Genomic DNA, 18,587 nt, shown 5'->3' on the forward strand with positions numbered 1-18,587 from the left:
GGACCCGAGCGGTCTCTGGGGCTTTGTGATGGGGGGATGGAGGCACGGAGTGCTTGAGGGGTCCCCTGCCCTGCCCGGCGTGAGTCACGGCGATCCCTGCGGCGGGAATCCATCCTTGACGGACAAGCCCCGGAGGTGGAGGAAACAAGGTCGTGCGTCCAGCCATTGCATTGCTCCTTCTTGTTCTGCTGGGGATTTCGTCCCCTGCAGTGGGAGGATCGGTACGCATCTGTTTCTCCGATCTCATGCCGAGTTCGGCGGAGAAATCGGATTGCTGCGATGGCTGCGATGAAGCCCAGCAGAAGCATGCGCCTTGCTGCATGAAGCTGGAGAAACTCCCGGATGCCCAATCCCCTGCACCGATGCCGATCGTGCCGATGGCTCCCATGGTGGACCTCGGCTGGCAGGGGATTCTGTGGTTACCGGAAGCGATCCAACCGGTGACTTTGTCCGCCGCGGCCGCATCGATCCGTGGACCCACGCCGAGACCGTATCGGCGTGCGATGCTGGCGATCTGGAGACTTTGAAGCCGGGCGATTTCCGCCCCGCTTTGTCGTGCCCATCGGGTGCGGCACCGTGCCCCGTTGTTGGGGTGCCCTGTTTCCATTTGGCCGACTGCCATGAATCCATCTCTCGACTCTCTTCATCGATCTTCCGATGTTTCCACCCGACGATTTCGCCTCCCGGCGTGGTCAATTCCCCTGCTGATCGTCAGCGGGTTCGCCCTGCTATTTTTCGCACTCTTTCGCGACCGCATCCTGCCCGCGCAGGAAGTGGAGGTGGCCATGGTCTTAGCGACCCCAAGTGAGAGCGCGGCAAGCGCTTCGGGAACTCCCGTGCAGGAGCCGCCCACGGACGGGCCGATGGCTTTCCAGGCCAGTGGCTGGATCGAGCCCGATCCGCTCCCCATGAAAGCGACCGCACTGGTCGATGGGGTGATCGATACGGTGCATGTGCTGGAGGGCCAAAGTGTGGAACAGGGCCAGCTACTCGCGACCCTGATCGACGCAGACTTCCAGCTTGCGCTGCGCTCGGCACAGCAATCCCTCAGAATGCGCGAGGCCGAGTTGTCCGCCCACCATGAATCGATTCAGGCAGCAGGTTTGGACATCACTGCGGCAAAGGCCGAGCGAGAAGCCGCGGAAGCCTTGGTGGATGAGATGCGAGATCGGTTCGAGCGCTACGAGCGGCTCTCACCTGGAGCGATTGCCGAAGCCGAGATCGTCGCGGCAAAGAGTGCTTTCCTGAGGGCCGAAGCTACCGCAGGAGCTGCGTCGGCCGCCGTTGGGCAGGCGGAGTCAGAGGTGAAACGGCTGGAGGCACGGGTGCCTGTTTTCGAGAGCGCGGTGGAAGCCGCCAAGGTGGAGCTGGAGATGGCGGATCTGGCGCTTGCCCGCACCCGGATTCTCGCGCCCTCCGCCGGCAGAGTGCTGCGCCTGATCGCGGCACCGGGACAAAAGAAGCGGTTGGCCATGGATGATGCGGACAGTGCAACCGTAGCCGTCCTTTTTGATCCCCACCATCTTCAGGTGCGGGTGGATGTCCCGCTGGCCGATGCCGCCGGTCTGCAAATCGGCCAACAGGTTCGCATCCGCTGCAGTCTGGCGCCCGACACGATTCTCCATGGCGAGGTCACCCGCATCACCGGTGAAGCGGATGTCCAGCGCAACACCCTCCAGGCAAAGGTGAGCATTGATGATCCCAGCGACCAACTGCGTCCTGAAATGCTCTGCCGTGTGGAGTTTCTTGAGGCCATCCGCCGTGGGGAAGCCACGACCACGACTGGTTCGCTGAGTGCGTGGGTGCCCGAAGGAGCGCTGGTCGGCGACTCTGTGTGGGTTTGCGATCCTGAGTCCCGGCGGGTGAGGTCGCGAACTGTGCGATCCGGCAAGGAGACCCGGGACGGATATGTGCGCATTCAGGAGGGGATCCGACCCGGCGAGTGGGTCGTCTTGGCGCCCCACCAATTGAATCCCGAGCAACGAGTTCAACCAACTTTGATCCAACCATGAGCGAATGGATGATCCAATGCCGAGGGCTTTCGAAGAGTTACCGCAAGGGAGCGACCGTGGTGACGCCTTTGGAGGCTCTCGATCTTAAGGTGCCCAAGGGCGAGTTTCTTGCTCTGATGGGACCATCCGGATCGGGGAAGACCACGCTTCTCAATCTTCTATCGGGGATCGACTCCCCGACCCAAGGTTCCCTGGTGATCGCCGGGCAGGAGATCGCAGAGCTGTCGCGGCGCCAGTTGACGGCGTGGAGGGCGCGACACGTTGGCTACATTTTTCAGCTCTACCACTTGGTTCCGGTTCTCACTGCCTTCGAGAACGTCGAGCTTCCATTGCTGCTCTCGGAGATGTCGAAAAAGGAGCGACATGACCGGGTCGCGACGGCACTCGAGTTGGTCGGTCTGGGCGACCGCATCCATCACACCCCGACCGAACTCTCAGGAGGGCAGGAACAACGGGTCGCCATTGCCCGGGCGATCGTCGCCGATCCACCGCTGCTGGTGGCGGACGAGCCCACAGGCGATCTCGACCGTGATTCCGCCACCCGCATCCTCGACCTGCTTCGCGGTCTGACGCGCGACTATGGCAAGACGATCGTGATGGTCACCCACGATGCCAAGGCCGCCGCCGCCGCAGACCGAACGCTGCACCTGGAAAAGGGACAACTCCTCGAAAACCCATGCGCCGATTTCTAAATCTCCTGCGTCTTTCCTGGATCCAGCTCACCCGACACCGGGTGCGCTCGCTGCTGACGATTCTAGGCGTGGCATCGGGGATGTTCCTTTTCACTGCGGTGGAGACCCTCCAACGCTCTCTGACGCGGGCAACCAAGGCAACGGCGGCAGATACTACGTTGGTGGTGTATCGTGAGAATCGCTTCTGCCCATCGACCAGCCGTCTGCCCGAGCACTACGCCGACGAGATCCGCCGGATCGACGGGGTGCGGGAAGTGATCCCTGTGCAAGTGGTGGTGAACCACTGCGGGGCATCGTTGGATGTCGTGACTTTTCGCGGCGTGCCGCCAGAGCAGCTCAAGCGATTCGCACCCGAAATTGAGATCATGGAAGGGAGCGAGGAGGCATGGTTGGAGCGCGACGACGGGGCTTTGCTGGGGGAGGTCTTCGCCCAACGACGCGGACTTTCCCCCGGTGATCGCTTTGATGCAGCAGGTGTGACCGTCACGGTTTCCGGGGTCCTCCGCTCACCTCACGTCCAGGACAACAACGTGGCCTATGTGAAGTTGCCGTTTCTTCAACAAGCATCCCGCGCGGGGCTGGGCGTCGTTACCCAATTCAACGTGAGGGTGGAATCCGGCGATGATCTCAAGCGCGTATCGGAGCGCATCGACGAGCAATTCGACTCCGGTCAGGAGCCGACGGACACACGACCGGAAAAGGCATTCTTTGCTGAGACCGCGAAGGAGCTGGTCGAGCTGATCGGCTTCACCCGCTGGCTCGGGGTGGGAGCCGTGGTGGCGGTTGCCGCGCTGGTGGCCAATGCGCTGCTGCTCGTGGTCCGCGGCCGGGTCAAAGAAAACGCCGTCCTGCGCACCCTCGGATTCCCTAGCCGAGCGATCGCGACCTTGGTGGTGAGTGAAGGAGGCATGCTCGGCTTGGCCGGCGGCGGTGCGGGAGTAGGACTGGCCGCGGCATTTCTGCAATGGCAGAGTTTCACGATGGGCAATGAGGGGCAGACCCTCGCCGTTCGGCCTGACGGATGGGTCGTGATCGTTGGCATCGGCTCCGGTCTGTTGCTGGGGGTTTTCTCTTCATTGTGGCCCGCCTATCAAGCGATCCGCCAACCGATTGTTCATAGCCTGCGACACTGAGTCATGCTGCCCTTTAGCTACGCCACGCGGAATCTGTTCCGCTCAAAGACCCGGCTGCTGCAGACGATTGGCGGCAGCACGCTGGTGGTGCTCCTCGTAATGGCCGCGGTGGCGATCAACCAAGGCATGAATCACGTGCTCTCGGCTTCCGGCTCGCCGCGCAATGTGATCCTCGTGGGGTCCGGTTCCGAGGAAAGCGTGCAACGCAGTGAGGTGCCTGAAAGAGCCGCAGGAATCGCCGCAGCGAGTGTCCCCGGAGTTTCCGAAGCCCTCGGCGTGAGAGCGGTGTCCGGTGAGATCCACTACATGAACTACCTCGACTTTCCCGGACATGTGCGCACTCAGGCGTTGATCCGGGGGGTCACCCCCGAAGCCTTGCGGGTGCATCCGGAGGTGCGGTTGACAGAGGGGCATTTCCCACGAGCCGGAGAAGTCATGATCGGTCGACTGGCATGGCGGAAACTCGACGTCCCAGAAGACAGCCTGCCCATCGGAAGTCGCTTGCAGCTCAGCGATCAGGAACTGACGGTGGCGGGAAAATTCGCCGCGCCGGGGACCGTTCTCGAGTCGGAGGTATGGGCGACCCTCGGAGACATCCGCGTGCTGGCCCAGCGCGATACCCTCTCGTGCGTGGTGCTACGCCTCGACGATCCCGCGGATTTCCCCGAAGCGGATCTTTTCGCCAAACAACGGCTCGACCTCGAACTCACGGCGATGCGCGAGAGCGACTACTATGGCCGCTTGAGTCGCTTCTTCGGCCCGCTGCGTGCGATGATCTGGATCACCGCGGGACTGATCGGCGCGGGAGCGGTGTTGGGCGGAGTGAACACGCTCTACGCGGCATTCGCTTCGCGCGTGCGAGAGATGGCGACGCTTCAGGCGATTGGCTTCAGCCGTGGGACGCTACTGCTGAGCCTCATCCAGGAAAGTTTGCTAGCCTGTCTGACTGGCACGTTGATCGCCTCAGGGATCGCCATGGTGTTTCTGGATGGCCGCACCGTCCCGTTTTCGATCGGTGCCTTCACCGTCGAAATCGACCCCGGCGTGGCCCTGACCGGCGTGGTCACCGGGATTCTCCTCGGCCTGCTTGGAGCGATTCCCCCCGCGATCCGCTGTTTGAAACCTGCGCTGCCGACGGCGCTTCGAATGTCCTGATTCTTCCTAACTGAAATGATGACGATGAAACTGAAATCCACCCTCCTTTTCGCGGCGTCGGCCCTGCTGTTCGCCGCCTGCCAGAAGAACGACCCTACTGCCAGCCCAGGGGTGACGAAGACGGACTCCAGTCCGAGTCCCGCGCTGTCCGCCATTCTCGATGCCTCGGTCACAGGAGATGCGGTACCGATTCACATTTTGCGTGAAACCGCCCAGCCGGGCGACACCGTGACGGTCAGGGGCCGCGTGATGGGCAACGCCAGCCCTTTTGTGGAAGGCCGTGCCGCTTTCATCATCGGCGATCCGGAAGTCCTGACCGCGTGCAGCGACAACGAGGGCGACGAATGCGAGACCCCATGGGACAATTGTTGCGACACTCCTGAAGACAAGAAGAGGGGCACGGCGACGGTTCAAATCGTCGGGGCCGATGGTCGGGTGTTGAAGGAAGGTGTCGAGGGCGTGGGAGGCGTCGGCAAGCTGGTGACTCTCACCGTGTCGGGCACCGTCGCGGAGGGGTCGTCACCCGAGCTTCTGGTGATTGATGCACGCGCGATTGACGTGGTTCGATGAGGCTTGGGTGAGGTGCAACGAAGACCCATCCCATGGACATTTCTTCTTGATGATCATACCCTTGAAGACATAAATGGCGATCCTGCCATGAGCTGGGCATTTCCAAGGACTTGGCCAGGAGCACGAATCGCAGGTTTCCCGACACCCCCAGAAAACCATGAGCCGCATCTCTCAAGCCCGTCTCGATCGAGCCTTCGAGCAACTCCAGACCATCTCACCCGAAGACCACGCCAAGGTCATCGCCCTTGCGAATCTCGTCCGATCTCCACGCAGTTTCATTTTTAAGACTCCGGATGATCATGGGATGACGGACTGGCACGATCTCGTGATCCCGTCGGACGACCAAGTTCCCCTGGAAGCCTGGTACATCCCGGCCCAAGGGGGTGAGAGCGACAAGCTGGTGATTTTCAACCATGCGCTGCCGATGTGTCGTTCCGGATTTCCCGGGCATTTTGGGCTGCCGTGGAGTGGCTTCGATGAGGCCGAGATCGACTTTGTCCTCCAATACAAGCACCTCACAGAAGCGGGCTACAATGTCCTGACTTACGACATCCGCAACCACGGCAACAGTGGCGCGGCCAACCACGGAATCTGTGGCATCGGTCAGTGGGAGTGGCGCGATTGTGTGGGGGTGAAGAAATTCGTCGATGCTCACCCGCGGCTTTCCCAAATGAAGGTGGCTCTCTTCAGCCAGTGCATGGGAGGAATTTCGCAGTATGCCGCGATCACCAAACATCCCGAATTGTTCGAGAATGTGCTCTGCATGTGCAGCCCCCTCGTCCCCAACATGACGGCGATCTTCGATGCCTTCTCCAGTCTGCAGGGCATCAGCCAGTATCAGGAGTTGATCGATCTGGAACTCCTCAAGATGGGCGCTTTCCCCGCCAGTGCTATGGGCGGCGAAATATGGGCAGAGGCCGTCACCATGCCGGTCCTCATGTGGCAGGTCCGCGATGATGCCTGGACGAGAAATCCTGAGGACGCCCAGAAGACTTTCGATCGGCTCGGAAGCACGGAGAAAGAGATGATCTGGATCGAAGGGACAACCCGGCGATTCCGGGACGGATACAATTACTTCGGCCGCGAACCCGAGAAGGTGCTGTCGTTCCTGGCAAAACACATGGCTTGAACGCGCGAGCCGGAGCCCACTCTCGACGGAGAGCATCGGGAGTTTGCGGAACGGCAGGTGTGCGAGGCGCCCCGTTCTGCCCTCTCCCGCAGCGAGGGGTCTTCCACCATGAAAAAAGCCGCCATCCCGTGAAGGATGACGGCTTATGGCTTTTTGGGAGAATCCCGATGATCAGGCTTCAGCAGGAGCCTCGGTGGACTCGTCGGCTTTCTGATCGCGGAGATAAGCACGGCGGCTCATCTTCACGCGGCCTTTCTCGTCGACACCGATGCACTTGGCGGTGACGACATCGCCCTTCTTGACGACGTCTTCGACCTTCTCGGTGCGGCCTTCCTGGAGTTCGGACACGTGAATGAGTCCGTCCTTACCTGGCAGGACTTCCATGAAGGCACCGAAGTTGGTGACCGAAACGACCGGACCGGTGTAGGACTTGCCGACTTCGATTTCGGCGAAGATGCGCTCGATGAGCGACTTCGCACGGTTGAGGCCTTCTTCCTTGGAGGCGTAGATGTGAACGGTGCCGTCATCCTCGATGTTGATGTCGGCGCCGGACTCGGCCTGGATGCCCTTGATGTTCTTCCCGCCAGGCCCGATGAGTTCGCCGATGCGATCCGCAGGGATCTTGACGGAGACGATGCGGGGAGCGTGCGGGCTGAGGTCCTGAGGCGTTGCCACGGCTTCGGTCATCTTGGCGATGACGGTGGTGCGGCCGACCTTGGCGAGCTTGATGGCTTCTTCCAGGATGGACAGGGGAAGCCCGGGCAACTTGAGGTCGAGCTGGAAGCCGGTGACACCGTCATCGGTGCCGCAAAGCTTGAAGTCCATGTCGCCGTAGAAGTCCTCGGAACCGATGATGTCGAGGAGCACCTTGTGCTCTTTCATGGTGCCGTCTTCGTTCCAATCGGTCACCAGACCGCAGGAAATGCCGCCCACGGGAGCCTTCAGCGGCACGCCTGCGCAGAGCAGCGACATGGTGCCGGCACACACGGTAGCCATGGAGGTGGAACCATTCGATTCGGTCACCTCGGAGGAAACGCGCATGGCATAGGGGAAGACATCCTCATCGGGGATCACCGGAGCGATCGAGCGCTCGGCAAGGGCACCGTGACCGATTTCACGACGGTTGAGACCGCCCATGCGACCGGTTTCACCGACCGAGAAGGGAGGGAAGTTGTAGTGAAGGATGAAACGCTTGTTGTCCTCACCACCGGCGTAGTTGTCGAAGTATTGCTTCTCATCGGCCGGAGCGAGGGTGCAGATGCCGAGGGCTTGCGTTTCGCCACGGGCGAAGATGGCGGAACCGTGGACACGTGGCAGCGAATTGGCTTCGGCGAACAAGGGGCGGAGCTCCTGGATCTGGCGACCATCGGCGCGCACGCCCTTCTCCATGATGGAGAGGCGGAATGCCTTCTTCTGGATGTATTCGAAAACCTGTTCGATCTCGAACTCGGTGGTCTCCGGGTAGCGGGCCATGATGGCGGCTTCGACTTCGTCGCGCAGGGCGCCGACTTTCTTGCCACGCTCGACCTTGGAAGCGGCGTAGATGGCGTCCTCAATGCGGTCGCCAGCGATTTCGTAACCGACTTCCAGGAGTTCGTCCTTGGCCACGGTCACGGTGTATTCGCGCTTCGGCTTGCCGCAGAGGCGCACGAGTTCTTCCTGAGCTTCGACCAGCTGCTGGACGGCGGCTTGGGCGAAATGGAGGGCCTTCACGAATTCTTCTTCCGGAAGCTGATCGGCAGCTCCTTCGATCATGATGACATCGGTCTTGTTGCCGACGTAGATCAGGTCGAGATCGCTGTCTTCGCGCTCTTCGAAAGTGGGGTTGATGACGAATTCACCGTCGATGCGGCCGACGCGCACGGCACCGATCGGGCCGGCGAAGGGGACATCGGAGATGGCGAGAGCGGCGGAAGCGCCGTTCATCGAAAGGATGTCGGAGTCGTTGATCTGATCGGCCGAGAGAAGCAGGGCGATGATCTGGGTGTCGTAGAGGTAACCCTTCGGGAAGAGCGGCCGCAGGGGGCGGTCGGTCATGCGGGAGGTGAGGATTTCCTTCTCAGTCGGACGGCCTTCGCGCTTGAAGTAGCCACCGGGGAACTGGCCGGCTGCGGATGCCTTTTCCTTGTACTCGACGGAGAGCGGGAACCAGGTTTGGCCCGCCTTGATCTTGGTTTGCGACACGGCGGTCACCAGAACGGTGGTTTCGCCGCAGGAAACGACCACGGCACCGTCGGCGAGCTTTGCGAGCTTGCCGGTTTCGATGGTGATCGGGTTCGAGCCGACCTGGCTCGTGACTTTGTGGATGTTCATTCGATGTATGCTTACTGACGTGAACCCGCCTTTCGGTGGCGGGCGGGAGGCCGAAATCCGATTTCGATCTCCCTCTGGAGCCCGTCCACTCGGACGGGGGCGTGGTTTCGAAGTTTCCCGGGTTTGAAGGTTGTTGGGAGAACTCCACGCCGGGGGGCCAATCCATGCCACCCAGCGCAAAACGAAACGGCCACGGATGCACCGTGGCCGTCTCGGAAAAGGATGGTCGATTAGCGGCGAAGGCCGAGACCCTTGATCAACTTCTGGTAGCGTTCCTCGTCGATCGCCTTGAGGTAGTCGAGCAGCTTGCGGCGCTGGGCCACGAGCTTGAGCAAACCGCGGCGGGACGAGGTGTCCTTCTTGTGAATGCCGAGGTGCTCGGTGAGGTGCTTGATGCGAACGGTCAGGTTGGCGACTTGATAGTCAGCGCTGCCGGTGTCGGTGTCGTGGACTTTGTAGTCCGCGGGATTGATGGTGCTTTCGCTCATGGAATAGACTTGGTTCGATCCAGCCACCTTGGCCGGTCCGCCCTAGGTCGGGACCGCGGAGGAAAGCGGAAATTCCTACGATTGCAAGGATAGATTCACGCCAAGGAGGTCATCTGGAAGCCCTTCGGCCCGAAGGCTCCGCTATTCCGGCTGGCTCGCCGACGCCGCATCCTTGGGCACTGGCAAGAGTTGGGTCAAGCGGCTCTCGAGGAGCGAGGTCAAAGGCCCGGCACCGCCCTTTTGGGGAAGATCCCCGCTTTCCAGTAGATCGCTGACCGCAATCGGAGCATCGGCCACCACTCGCGCGTCGCGTGGGCACGGATAGGTCGGAAAGCCGAAGAGATCCTCCTCCAGTTTCATCAGGGTCTCTGCCCGTCGATTCAAGCTGGGGTGGGAAAGTAGGTAATCGCCAATGTAGCTGTGGGCCTGCAGCGCGGTGAACACCGCATCGAGGTCGTCGAGCATGCGGCGCTTTTCCTCCGCCGATGGTGGACGGTCGGAGTTCAGCAACTGCCGGCGAATGCGGTAGCGCAACGAACGGACCCGCTCGGGAGCGGTCACAGCTCGCGGGTCGCGACCATGGTGGTCCTCGGCCCCTGCTAGCAGGCGTTCGCAAAGTTGTTCCAAGCGGGATTGGAGCCCCCCCTGCCCCGCTTCGCCGAGGAATTCGGTCTCCTTCAGCGCCAAGACGCCGGTGCCCAGACGGATGATTCGATCATCGGTCGCCATGGCAGGCCGCGGGGTCCAGCCGATCCGATCTTCCAAGCGCGACAGTCGCGCATCGAAGGTGGCCTCCACTTCGGGACGGTGCTGGAACTGAATTCCCACAGGAAACAACCACGCCTTGCGCCCCGCCGGGAGTCGGCCTGCGGCCTTCAGGAGAATCGACGCCACGCCTTCCATCAGCGGGTCGAGTCGTTCATGGTGGTGGTAGATTTCCCCTTCCGGATAGATCACGAGAGGCTGGCCGCGTTCCAGCAAGCCGATGGCGGTTTTGATCGAGGAAAGGTCGGGGCCATCGCGATCCACGGAAAAGACGCCCATGGCCTGCAGCGACCAGGCGGTGACAGGAGAAATTTCAAAGACCTCCCGGGCCGCCATGAAATGGAGACCGAGGCGATGGCGGCGGCCCATTTCGATCATCAGATGGGGATCCGAATGGTCCGCGTGGTTGGGGGCCAGCAACACCGCATCACCGGCATCGACCCGTGCCCGCACGGCGTCAAAGCCCGCGTCTTCCACCTGATCGACCTGATACTTCCGGCGGAGAAAGTGGTAGCGATTTGCCGCCAAACCGAGCGGACGGAACCATGGCCGCACAGCGGGCGGACAAAAAGTATAGGGACGATCACTCCTCAAGCGACGCATTCCGGGAGTGTCGGAATCTCGCGACCGAGATTCAAGCTTCGCAGGAGTCGCTGAGGCGATCGCTGCTGCCGGTGCCCGAATGGGCTGTCACTGCCGGTTGAAACGGGCGACTTCTCGCTGGGCCTCGCGCAGTTCGACCTTCTTTTTCAGGTCGTGGCGCTGATCGGTGTGGGTCTTGCCCTTACCGACACCCAGTTCGACTTTCACCCGGCCGTTTTTCCAGTACATGCGGAGGCATGGCAGGGTCGAACCTTTGACCTCCATGGCGTGCTCCAGCTTGTGGATCTCCTGTTTGTGGAGAAGCAGGCGCCGGGGCCGGCGGATATCGTGCTGAAACCACTTTCCAGCAGTTTCCCAAGGCTGAATGTGGCAGCCATAGAGAAACATCTGCCCCCGATCGATGCGCGCGAAGGCATCGGCGATGTTCACCTTTCCTTCGCGGATCGACTTCACCTCGGTGCCCTTCAACTCGAGACCTGCCTCGTAGGTCTCCGAAATGTGGAAGTCGCGGCGCGCCTTGCGGTTGTTAGCAATATCGGCGCTCATGAATGGCACAATGGACCTGATGGCCCGGGCCGCAAGCCTCAGCCGTTGATCGGTTCGCCAGTGAGACGGATTTTGCCTTCAATGATTTCCTGAAGGGCAATATCAGCGGCACCCATGCTAGGGACCGTCGGGATCAGAGGCGAACGACCGCTGTTCAACTGGCGGACCCGCTTGGAAACCATATTGATGAGAACCAGGGGATCGCTCACGACTTCAGACGCCTTCTCGACAAGATCGCTTTTCATGGGTGTGCCTGCAAACCGGGAATGGGGCTTCGGCTGCTCGAACGGGATGATATTGTCTTGAGACATGCCAAGCCAGCCGGCCATTCCGCGGCCGGGACGCGGAGGAAATGGGCTTTCGGGGCACTTGACAAGACGAAACTCGGGCACATGAGTTATTTTCCCTGCAGAAACGAGATTTAGGCCCCTTGCGGCACGATTTCGCGGGTGTAAGCGCTTCACGATCACTCTCCTTGCCGATTCCCGGGTCCCTCTCTTAGTTTCGTTCCATGCACGTTTCGCGCCTCGCCGCTCTCCTCGCTCTCACTTTGGCCGCCTGCGGCCCCACCGCTCCTGCTCCCGCCGCCGGTCAGTCTTCGTCGCTGGCGCCCGCCCACAAAGCGGCGATTGGCCGGAAAATCTGGCAGAACGAATGCGGTGGCACGGTCGACGGTCTGACGTCTTGGAATGGTGGGGAGAACTTCCCCTCTCTCGGGATTGGTCATTTCATTTGGTATCCCGCCGGGGTTTCCGGGCCCTTTGATGAAAGCTGGCCCCGCTTTGCCGCCTATGCCGCCCAGCGAGGCACCCCGGTGCCACCGATCGGCCGCCAAGCGGATGCACCCTGGGCGAACCGTGCGGCCTTTCAGGCAGCGTTCCGTCGTCCCGATCTGAACCAACTCCGCCAATGGCTGGCCGGTCATGTGGAATTGCAGACCGACTTCATCATCGCCCGATCCCGCGCCTCCCTGCCGAAGATTCTGCAAGCTGCCACCCCAGCCGACCGCCCGCGCATCGAACGCAACTATCAAAAGGTCGCGACCACCGCGAACGGCCAGTATGCGCTCATCGACTACGTCAACTTCAAGGGCGAAGGCACTCACCCTGGCGAGCGCTATCAAGGCCAAGGTTGGGGACTGCTGCAGGTGTTAGCCGGCATGGCGGAGGTGCCTTCCGGGCAGCCTGCCGCCGCCGAATTTGCGGCCTCCGCCAAGCGGGTGTTGGGTCGCCGCATTGCCCAGGCTCCCGCCGAGCGTGGCGAGGGGCGCTGGAAGGCGGGTTGGTTCAACCGTTGCGATACTTACGCCCGCCCTCTCTGATTTCTGCGCTGCCTCGTCATGCCCCGCCTTCGCCTTCGCTTCCTCGTCTGCTGCCTGACTCTCTCGCTGGGAGCCGTTCTGTCTTCGGTCGCTCAGGAGGCCCGGCAGGAAACTCAGGAGGAATCCGCCACCCGCCGCAATCTTTCGGCGATCGAAGCTCAGTTGCCGCTTCTGGAGCAGGAGCAGAAATCGATGGCGGCACGACGTGCCGATCTGGAGAAATCTCTCACCGATGAGGAGAAGACCGAGATCGAGCGAGAAATCACCGAAAAGCGGGCCCGCATCCGCGAGATCCGCGCTAACATCCGATCGCTCGCCTCCGGTGTTCCGGAAGATTCCTGGGCCCGGGAGCCTTCCGCACCGCGCACCCTGAATGAGGAGTTTCAGGACGTTCTCAGCCCGATTCTTGAGCAGCTCCGCAGTGCCACCTCCGGCCCACGGGAGATTTCCGAATTGCGGGAAGACATCACCAACTGGGAAACCCGCCTGACCCTCGCCCAGCGCGCCCTGGAGCGCATGACCGGATATCCGCCAGACGAGCAGTTGGGCCCGGAAATGGCCACCCAACTCGAAGAGGTTCGCAAGCTTTGGGAAACACGCCGCACCGAAGCGAAGGGGGAACTCGAAGCTCTTCAGGCGAGGCTGGCTGAACGGGAAAACGACAATGAAGGTTTTGTCGAATCGCTGTCGCGAGGAGTGTCCGGCTTTTGGCGCGGCAAAGGCCTCAATCTTCTCCTTTCCATTCTCGCGTTTCTCGGGGTGTTTCTGATCGGTCGCCGGCTTCACGCGCTGCTCCGCCGCCACAGTCCCCTCCACAAACGCGAGAATGTCCCCGTCTATGCCCGACTTCTCGACCTTCTCGCCGGGCTTTTGATCGGGCTTTTCGCCACCTTTGCCTCGCTGTTGGTGCTCTACTTCCGCGGCGATTGGCTGCTGCTCTCGATTGCCACCATTGTGATCGCCGCCACGGTGATCGCCTCCCGCAATTCCATCCTGCCGTACGCCGAGCAAATCCGCACGATTCTCAATCTCGGCTCGGTCCGTGAAGGCGAACGGATCTTCATCGACGGCATCCCCTGGAAAGTCGAAACCCTCGGCTTCTACTGTGGATTCCGGAATCCGCAGCTTGGCGATTTCGTGCTGCGTCTGCCGATCCGTGAAGTGATTGGGCTGCGCTCGCGGCCCCTCCAGCGTAAGGAGCCGTGGTTTCCCTGCTCCGAAGACGATTGGGTGCTGCTCTCCGATGGGGTGTTTGGCAAGATCCTGACCCTCACCCCGGAATGCGTCGTGCTCCTCCAGCTCGGCGGGAGCCGCCGACAATATGCCATCCCTGATTTCCTCGCCCTGGCTCCGGAGAATCTCTCGAAGGGCTATCGCATCTCCACCTCCTTCGGCATCGATTACAATCACCAGGCCATCGCCACCACCGAAGTTCCGGAAATCCTCGTCCGTGGCATTCACCGCGCTTTGGTCGCCTCCGTGGAGCGGGAAAACGTGAAAAGTGTGAAGGTGGAATTCCGTTCCGCAGGTGCATCCTCGCTCGACTATGCGATCCTCGCAGACTTCAGTGGCGAAGTTGCCCGCAGCCGCAATATCCTTGAGCGCGTGATCCAGCGCACCTGTGTCGAATTGTGCAACGAACACGGCTGGGGCATCCCCTTCACCCAAATCACGCTTCATCAGGCGACACCCCCGCCCAGCGAAGCCTAATTCATGTTCCGCCATCACCCAGGACTGCCATGGCCCCGGCTCCATCGTCACGAGCAGGTCGCCTGCCCGTTTTGCGATGCCCTGCAGCCTGCACCGCGGCTGCGTGAGGGTGAGGCCGCGCTGTGCGGACACTGCGGCGAGGAGCTTTACCGCAATCGTCCGCGATCCCTCTCGCGCTGCGTCGGCTTCTCTCTGGCGGCGATCTTTTTCATGGTGCTGGCGCATGCCTTCCCCTTCCTCACCATGGAAGCCGCGGGCAATCGCACCCGCCTGGGTCTCTGGGAATCTGCTCGCGCCCTGTATCTCGATGGCGCCTTCCTGCTGTCGATCCTGACGGTGCTCTTCACCATCGTCGCACCGGCGGTGCTCGCCTGTGGATTGCTCTATGTCTGCGCCCCCCTGATGCGGGGCAAGGCGCTGCCCGGCACGGTGACCATTTCCCGCTGGATTCAACTTTCTGAACCGTGGTCGATGCTCGAAGTCTTTCTCCTCGGCTTCATCGTCTCCTTGCTGAAATTGGGCCACCTCGCCGAAATTCATTTTGAAACCGGCCTGTGGGCGCTTTCCGCGGTCGTCTTCTGCTTGGCGGCAGCGCTCGGCGGCATCGACCGCCGGGAACTCTGGGATCGCATCGAAGTGGCCAAGCTGTCCTCATGAATCCCGGCGTTTCCAAAGGCTCCTTTGCCATCGACCAAGGTCTCGCCAGTTGCTCGTGCTGCGGCAAGCTCAGCCCGCAGGAAGTCGAGCATTGCCCGCGCTGTGGCAAACGTCTCCATCTGCGCAAACCCCAGAGCCTCGCCCGCACCCTTTCCCTGCTCGTCGCAGCCATCGCCTTCTACATCCCCGCCATGGCCCTGCCGGTCATGATCGTGGATGGCGTCGGCACCAGTTCGGCCGGTGGGTCCACCGGTGGATCGACGATCATCGGCGGGGTCATCACTTTTTGGAAATCCGGCTCCTATCCGGTAGCGATTATCATCTTCACCGCCTCGGTGCTGATCCCCATCCTGAAGATCGTCTCCCTTTGCTGGCTCTGCCTGGCCGCCACCGGGCGCGCCGCGGGATCGCCCCACTCCCACGCCCTTGCCTATCACATCACCGAGCTGGTCGGCCGCTGGTCGATGGTCGACGTTTTCGTCGTCGCCATCCTCGTCTGCCTTGTCCGCCTCGGCAATCTCATGACCATCACTCCGGGTCCGGCCGCCATTTCCTTTGCGACGGTCGTGATTCTGACCATGCTATCCGCCATGAGCTTCGACCCACGCTTGCTGTGGGATCACCAGCGCCGCACCGCATGACCGACGTCCCACCATCCCCACCCACCGAAGAATTCCGCGCCTCCGTTCGTCCCCGGCGTCGGATCAGCAGCGTGTGGGTCGTTCCCATCGTCGCCTTGGCCCTCGCAGGTTGGCTGCTGTGGAAAAACAATGTCGATCGCGGCCCCTTGGTCTCCGTTCAGTTCGAGACAGCGGAAGGGATCGCCTCGGGAAAAACCGAGCTGCGCTGCCGCTCGGTGCCCGTTGGAATGGTGGAAGTCGTGAGCCTCACCAAGCAGCTCAAGACGCAGGTGCAGATCCGCGTGAAACCTGCCTACAGCGATTTGCTCCGGGCCGACAGCCGCTTCTGGGTGGTGCGTCCCCGGGTCTCCACAAGTGCCGTTTCCGGTCTCGGCACCCTGATCACCGGAGCTTACATCGAGCTGGATCCCGGCACCGTGAAGAAGCATTCCGATGAATTCGTCGGCCTTGAGGAGCCACCAGTCACCAGTCTCACGGTCCCCGGTCTCCGCCTCACCCTCACAGCCAAGGAAGCCGGGTCGCTCTCGGTCGGCTCGCCGATCTACTACCTCGGATTCGAAGTGGGCAAAGTGGAACGACGCATCCTCGACGTGGAAACCGAGCGGGTCGAGTTCCGCGTACTGATTCGCGAGAAGTATGCAGACCTGGTTCGCAAGGGCACTCGGTTCTGGAACAACAGTGGATTCGACGTCACCGCCGGTTCCGATGGTTTCAAATTCCGCACCCCCTCGGTTCAGGCTCTGGTGACTGGCGGTGCCACCTTTTCCACCCCATCTGAGCTCAAGGACAGCCCCGCGGCAGATGACGGCGACACCTTCACCCTTTACGACGACCAGAACTCGGCGGAGGACGCCTACTACCTCGCCGACACCCGAGCCATCCTGCTCTTCGACACGTCGATCCGAGGCCTTCAACGAGGGGCCTCCATCGAGTTTCACGGGATTCCTATCGGTCGCGTCATCGATATTTCCTTCAAACTCGCGGAACCCGGCGACACCCGCATCCCCGTATTGATCGAACTCGAATCGGAGGTGCTGCGCCGCACCCTGGAGCCCGATCTCACCGAGGGCCAAGATTTTGACCTGAGAATGGCAATCCAACGCGGCCTGCACGCCAAGCTCGCCTCCGCCTCGATCATCACCGGTGCCCTCTACATCTCCCTCGAGCTCGATCCCACCGAGATCCCCGAAACCATCGAAACGGTTCAAGGCTTGCCCGTGGTTCCCTCCACTCCGGGCGGCCTCGCAGAGATCCAAAACCGCCTCAATCGCATCCTCGCCAAAATCGAAGCTCTGCCGCTCGATGACACTCTCGCGAAATTCGGCCATGCTGCGGATGAAGCCACCGATACCGTCGCCGAGGCCCGAAAGACCCTCGCCACGATCGAGGAGACCGTCAATGAAGCGAAGACCCTCCTCGCCTCCGACTCCACGCAGAACCTCACCGCCGAGATCAACAAGACCCTCGCGGAGCTCCAAACCTCAGTGAATTCGCTCGGCCCGAATGGCGCCCTGCAGGGAGACTTGCGCCGTGCCCTCGATGAAATCCGGGCGGCCGCTCGGTCCTTCGACAAACTTTCTAACACCGTGGATCAAAAGCCCAATTCGCTGCTCTTCGGCCGCGAAACCCCAGGCGATCCCATTCCCCGCGCCCGCCGATGAATGTCCTTTCCCGATGCCTTCTCAGTGCTGTGCTGAGTCTCCCCGCGCTCCTCCTTTCGCACTGCGCGGATGCCAATCACTACTACATCCTCACGGCAGAGGGTCCGGCTCCGAATGGGGGCGGTGTTGGCATCGGCGTCGGCCCGGTGACCATTCCCGCCTACCTTGATCGCGACAACCTGGTCTTCCAACAGCAGGGCAACAGTCTGGCCGTAGCCGAGGCTCACCGCTGGGCCGGAGAACTCGATGAAAACATCGCCCAGGTCCTGGCCACGAATCTCGGCCGCCGCAAACATTCCGGCAATATCCGCTCCTATCCATGGGTCGACGACCACGGCTTGTCCTACCAGATCGTCGTCGACATCCGCCAGCTCCACGGCAACGACGAGGGTGATGCCGTGCTCGACGCCGTGTGGCAGGTCTACTCCCTGCCCGACCGTCGCTTGGTCAGCTCACGGAACTGGTCCGGAGTCGAAGCCCTCGAATCCGATGGCTACAATGCCCTGGCAGCGGCCGAATCCCGACTGCTCGCCCGCCTCTCCGATCAGATTGCCAGTTCGCTCTAAGCGGCGTTCCCTGCGCTTATCCTGCTCCCCGCCCGAAAGGACTTGCTACGGTCGCCCCACCCCCGTAACTCCGCGCCATGGCTCTCGAGACGACTCTCATTCTCTTCAAACCCGACGCCGTGGCCAAAAACCTCGTCGGCACCGTGCTCTCCCGCTACGAACAGGCTGGCTTCAAGGTCCGCGGCCTCAAGATGATGAAGCTTAGCGATGAAATTCTCGCCGAGCACTACTCCCACATTGCCGACAAACCGTTCTTCCCGGACGTGCGCGGATTCATGCAGGAGACTCCCGTGATTGCCCTCGCCCTCGAAGGCGACGACGTGATCTCCAAAGTTCGCGATCTCCTCGGCCCGACCGACTCCAAAGCGGCGGCGGCTGGCACCATTCGCGGTGATTTCGGCGACAAGGAAGGCGATGCCAAAATGCGGAACGTCTGCCATGCTTCCGACAGCCCTGAGGCCGCCGAAGCCGAGCTCAAGCGCTTCTTTGGCGAAGGCGAAATCTTCTGATCCACGCCGCCTCGCTCGCTGGGACTCCTCCCGCGATTTTCTTTCCCACCACGGCCGCTCCCTTTCCGGGCAGCGGCCGTTTGGCATTTCTGAGCACCTCCCTAACTTGAATCCTC

The 18,587-nt window shown here is 61.6% G+C and carries 19 protein-coding genes; 14 read left to right on the forward strand and 5 right to left on the reverse strand.

All coding sequences use genetic code 11. From position 1 onward, the window contains the following. Positions 1–245: 245 nt before the first annotated feature. The 7 genes from HNR46_RS00940 (at position 246) to HNR46_RS00970 (ending at position 6,691) form a co-directional block, all read left to right on the forward strand. On the forward strand, positions 246–527 hold the full coding sequence (locus HNR46_RS00940; RefSeq protein WP_184014904.1) for a hypothetical protein: 282 nt from the start codon (positions 246–248) through the stop codon (positions 525–527). A gap of 93 nt (positions 528–620) precedes the next feature. Next, a complete protein-coding gene (locus HNR46_RS00945) occupies positions 621–2,012 on the forward strand; it encodes an efflux RND transporter periplasmic adaptor subunit (RefSeq protein ID WP_184014906.1) in 1,392 nt (463 codons plus the stop codon). Beyond that, positions 2,009–2,704, forward strand: coding sequence for an ABC transporter ATP-binding protein (locus HNR46_RS00950; RefSeq protein WP_184014908.1), 696 nt, complete (start codon positions 2,009–2,011; stop codon positions 2,702–2,704). The genes HNR46_RS00945 and HNR46_RS00950 overlap by 4 nt, the downstream gene beginning before the upstream one ends. Then, positions 2,689–3,837: an ABC transporter permease gene (locus tag HNR46_RS00955; protein ID WP_184014910.1), complete on the forward strand. Its 1,149-nt coding sequence runs from the start codon at positions 2,689–2,691 to the stop codon at positions 3,835–3,837. The genes HNR46_RS00950 and HNR46_RS00955 overlap by 16 nt, the downstream gene beginning before the upstream one ends. 3 nt (positions 3,838–3,840) lie before the next feature. Next, the gene (locus HNR46_RS00960) at positions 3,841–4,992 is read left to right on the forward strand and encodes an ABC transporter permease (protein ID WP_184014912.1); all 1,152 of its coding nucleotides are present in this window, start codon (positions 3,841–3,843) and stop codon (positions 4,990–4,992) included. Positions 4,993–5,016: 24 nt separating this feature from the next. Beyond that, positions 5,017–5,562 (forward strand): hypothetical protein, encoded by a 546-nt coding sequence (locus HNR46_RS00965; RefSeq protein ID WP_184014914.1) that lies wholly within the window; start codon positions 5,017–5,019, stop codon positions 5,560–5,562. A 157-nt stretch (positions 5,563–5,719) separates the two neighbouring features. After that, positions 5,720–6,691, forward strand: coding sequence for an alpha/beta hydrolase family protein (locus HNR46_RS00970; protein ID WP_184014916.1), 972 nt, complete (start codon positions 5,720–5,722; stop codon positions 6,689–6,691). Between the two features lie 171 nt (positions 6,692–6,862). Here HNR46_RS00970 and HNR46_RS00975 read toward each other — a convergent pair whose 3' ends face one another. The 5 genes from HNR46_RS00975 to HNR46_RS00995 form a co-directional block, all read right to left on the reverse strand. Continuing rightward, positions 6,863–9,004: a polyribonucleotide nucleotidyltransferase gene (locus HNR46_RS00975; protein WP_184014918.1), complete on the reverse strand. Its 2,142-nt coding sequence runs from the start codon at positions 9,002–9,004 to the stop codon at positions 6,863–6,865. A gap of 230 nt (positions 9,005–9,234) precedes the next feature. Continuing rightward, on the reverse strand, positions 9,235–9,492 hold the full coding sequence (rpsO, locus tag HNR46_RS00980) for a 30S ribosomal protein S15 (protein WP_184014920.1): 258 nt from the start codon (positions 9,490–9,492) through the stop codon (positions 9,235–9,237). Between the two features lie 141 nt (positions 9,493–9,633). After that, on the reverse strand, positions 9,634–10,860 hold the full coding sequence (locus HNR46_RS00985) for a lysophospholipid acyltransferase family protein (RefSeq protein WP_184014922.1): 1,227 nt from the start codon (positions 10,858–10,860) through the stop codon (positions 9,634–9,636). 87 nt (positions 10,861–10,947) lie between these two features. Continuing rightward, entirely contained in the window at positions 10,948–11,406 is a 459-nt protein-coding gene (smpB, locus tag HNR46_RS00990; RefSeq protein WP_184014924.1) for an SsrA-binding protein SmpB, read from the reverse strand. Between the two features lie 38 nt (positions 11,407–11,444). Further along, entirely contained in the window at positions 11,445–11,651 is a 207-nt protein-coding gene (locus HNR46_RS00995; protein WP_184014926.1) for a DNA-directed RNA polymerase subunit omega, read from the reverse strand. 266 nt (positions 11,652–11,917) lie between these two features. Here HNR46_RS00995 and HNR46_RS01000 point away from each other — a divergent pair, with 266 nt between their 5' ends. The 7 genes from HNR46_RS01000 (at position 11,918) to ndk (ending at position 18,471) form a co-directional block, all read left to right on the forward strand. After that, a complete protein-coding gene (locus HNR46_RS01000) occupies positions 11,918–12,727 on the forward strand; it encodes a hypothetical protein (RefSeq protein ID WP_184014928.1) in 810 nt (269 codons plus the stop codon). 18 nt (positions 12,728–12,745) lie between these two features. Further along, the gene (locus tag HNR46_RS01005) at positions 12,746–14,437 is read left to right on the forward strand and encodes an AAA family ATPase (protein ID WP_184014930.1); all 1,692 of its coding nucleotides are present in this window, start codon (positions 12,746–12,748) and stop codon (positions 14,435–14,437) included. Positions 14,438–14,440: 3 nt separating this feature from the next. After that, positions 14,441–15,094 carry a paraquat-inducible protein A gene (locus HNR46_RS01010; protein WP_184014932.1) on the forward strand — a complete coding sequence of 218 codons (654 nt, stop codon included), beginning with the start codon at positions 14,441–14,443 and terminating at the stop codon, positions 15,092–15,094. Next, positions 15,091–15,735, forward strand: a complete 645-nt coding sequence (locus tag HNR46_RS01015) for a paraquat-inducible protein A (RefSeq protein WP_184014934.1) — start codon at positions 15,091–15,093, stop codon at positions 15,733–15,735. The genes HNR46_RS01010 and HNR46_RS01015 overlap by 4 nt, the downstream gene beginning before the upstream one ends. Further along, positions 15,732–17,396, forward strand: a complete 1,665-nt coding sequence (locus tag HNR46_RS01020; RefSeq protein ID WP_184014936.1) for a PqiB family protein — start codon at positions 15,732–15,734, stop codon at positions 17,394–17,396. The genes HNR46_RS01015 and HNR46_RS01020 overlap by 4 nt, the downstream gene beginning before the upstream one ends. Beyond that, complete coding sequence (locus HNR46_RS01025) at positions 17,393–17,962, forward strand: PqiC family protein (protein ID WP_184014938.1); 570 nt, start codon at positions 17,393–17,395, stop codon at positions 17,960–17,962. The genes HNR46_RS01020 and HNR46_RS01025 overlap by 4 nt, the downstream gene beginning before the upstream one ends. Before the next feature lie 77 nt (positions 17,963–18,039). Next, entirely contained in the window at positions 18,040–18,471 is a 432-nt protein-coding gene (gene ndk, locus HNR46_RS01030; protein WP_184014940.1) for a nucleoside-diphosphate kinase, read from the forward strand. The last annotated feature ends 116 nt before the right edge of the window (positions 18,472–18,587 follow it).

Origin of the sequence: Haloferula luteola (assembly GCF_014201715.1) — a bacterium.
In the GTDB taxonomy this organism is placed as follows: domain Bacteria; phylum Verrucomicrobiota; class Verrucomicrobiia; order Verrucomicrobiales; family Akkermansiaceae; genus Haloferula; species Haloferula luteola.

Bases quoted from the DNA above. Each gene is read 5' to 3' on its own strand.
- HNR46_RS00940 (WP_184014904.1), top strand. From the start codon at position 246: ATGCCGAGTTCGGCGGAGAAATCGGATTGCTGCGATGGCTGCGATGAA.
- HNR46_RS00945 (WP_184014906.1), top strand. From the start codon at position 621: ATGAATCCATCTCTCGACTCTCTTCATCGATCTTCCGATGTTTCCACC.
- HNR46_RS00950 (WP_184014908.1), top strand. From the start codon at position 2,009: ATGAGCGAATGGATGATCCAATGCCGAGGGCTTTCGAAGAGTTACCGC.
- HNR46_RS00955 (WP_184014910.1), top strand. From the start codon at position 2,689: ATGCGCCGATTTCTAAATCTCCTGCGTCTTTCCTGGATCCAGCTCACC.
- HNR46_RS00960 (WP_184014912.1), top strand. From the start codon at position 3,841: ATGCTGCCCTTTAGCTACGCCACGCGGAATCTGTTCCGCTCAAAGACC.
- HNR46_RS00965 (WP_184014914.1), top strand. From the start codon at position 5,017: ATGAAACTGAAATCCACCCTCCTTTTCGCGGCGTCGGCCCTGCTGTTC.
- HNR46_RS00970 (WP_184014916.1), top strand. From the start codon at position 5,720: ATGAGCCGCATCTCTCAAGCCCGTCTCGATCGAGCCTTCGAGCAACTC.
- HNR46_RS00975 (WP_184014918.1), bottom strand. From the start codon at position 9,004: ATGAACATCCACAAAGTCACGAGCCAGGTCGGCTCGAACCCGATCACC.
- rpsO (WP_184014920.1), bottom strand. From the start codon at position 9,492: ATGAGCGAAAGCACCATCAATCCCGCGGACTACAAAGTCCACGACACC.
- HNR46_RS00985 (WP_184014922.1), bottom strand. From the start codon at position 10,860: ATGCGTCGCTTGAGGAGTGATCGTCCCTATACTTTTTGTCCGCCCGCT.
- smpB (WP_184014924.1), bottom strand. From the start codon at position 11,406: ATGAGCGCCGATATTGCTAACAACCGCAAGGCGCGCCGCGACTTCCAC.
- HNR46_RS00995 (WP_184014926.1), bottom strand. From the start codon at position 11,651: ATGAAAAGCGATCTTGTCGAGAAGGCGTCTGAAGTCGTGAGCGATCCC.
- HNR46_RS01000 (WP_184014928.1), top strand. From the start codon at position 11,918: ATGCACGTTTCGCGCCTCGCCGCTCTCCTCGCTCTCACTTTGGCCGCC.
- HNR46_RS01005 (WP_184014930.1), top strand. From the start codon at position 12,746: ATGCCCCGCCTTCGCCTTCGCTTCCTCGTCTGCTGCCTGACTCTCTCG.
- HNR46_RS01010 (WP_184014932.1), top strand. From the start codon at position 14,441: ATGTTCCGCCATCACCCAGGACTGCCATGGCCCCGGCTCCATCGTCAC.
- HNR46_RS01015 (WP_184014934.1), top strand. From the start codon at position 15,091: ATGAATCCCGGCGTTTCCAAAGGCTCCTTTGCCATCGACCAAGGTCTC.
- HNR46_RS01020 (WP_184014936.1), top strand. From the start codon at position 15,732: ATGACCGACGTCCCACCATCCCCACCCACCGAAGAATTCCGCGCCTCC.
- HNR46_RS01025 (WP_184014938.1), top strand. From the start codon at position 17,393: ATGAATGTCCTTTCCCGATGCCTTCTCAGTGCTGTGCTGAGTCTCCCC.
- ndk (WP_184014940.1), top strand. From the start codon at position 18,040: ATGGCTCTCGAGACGACTCTCATTCTCTTCAAACCCGACGCCGTGGCC.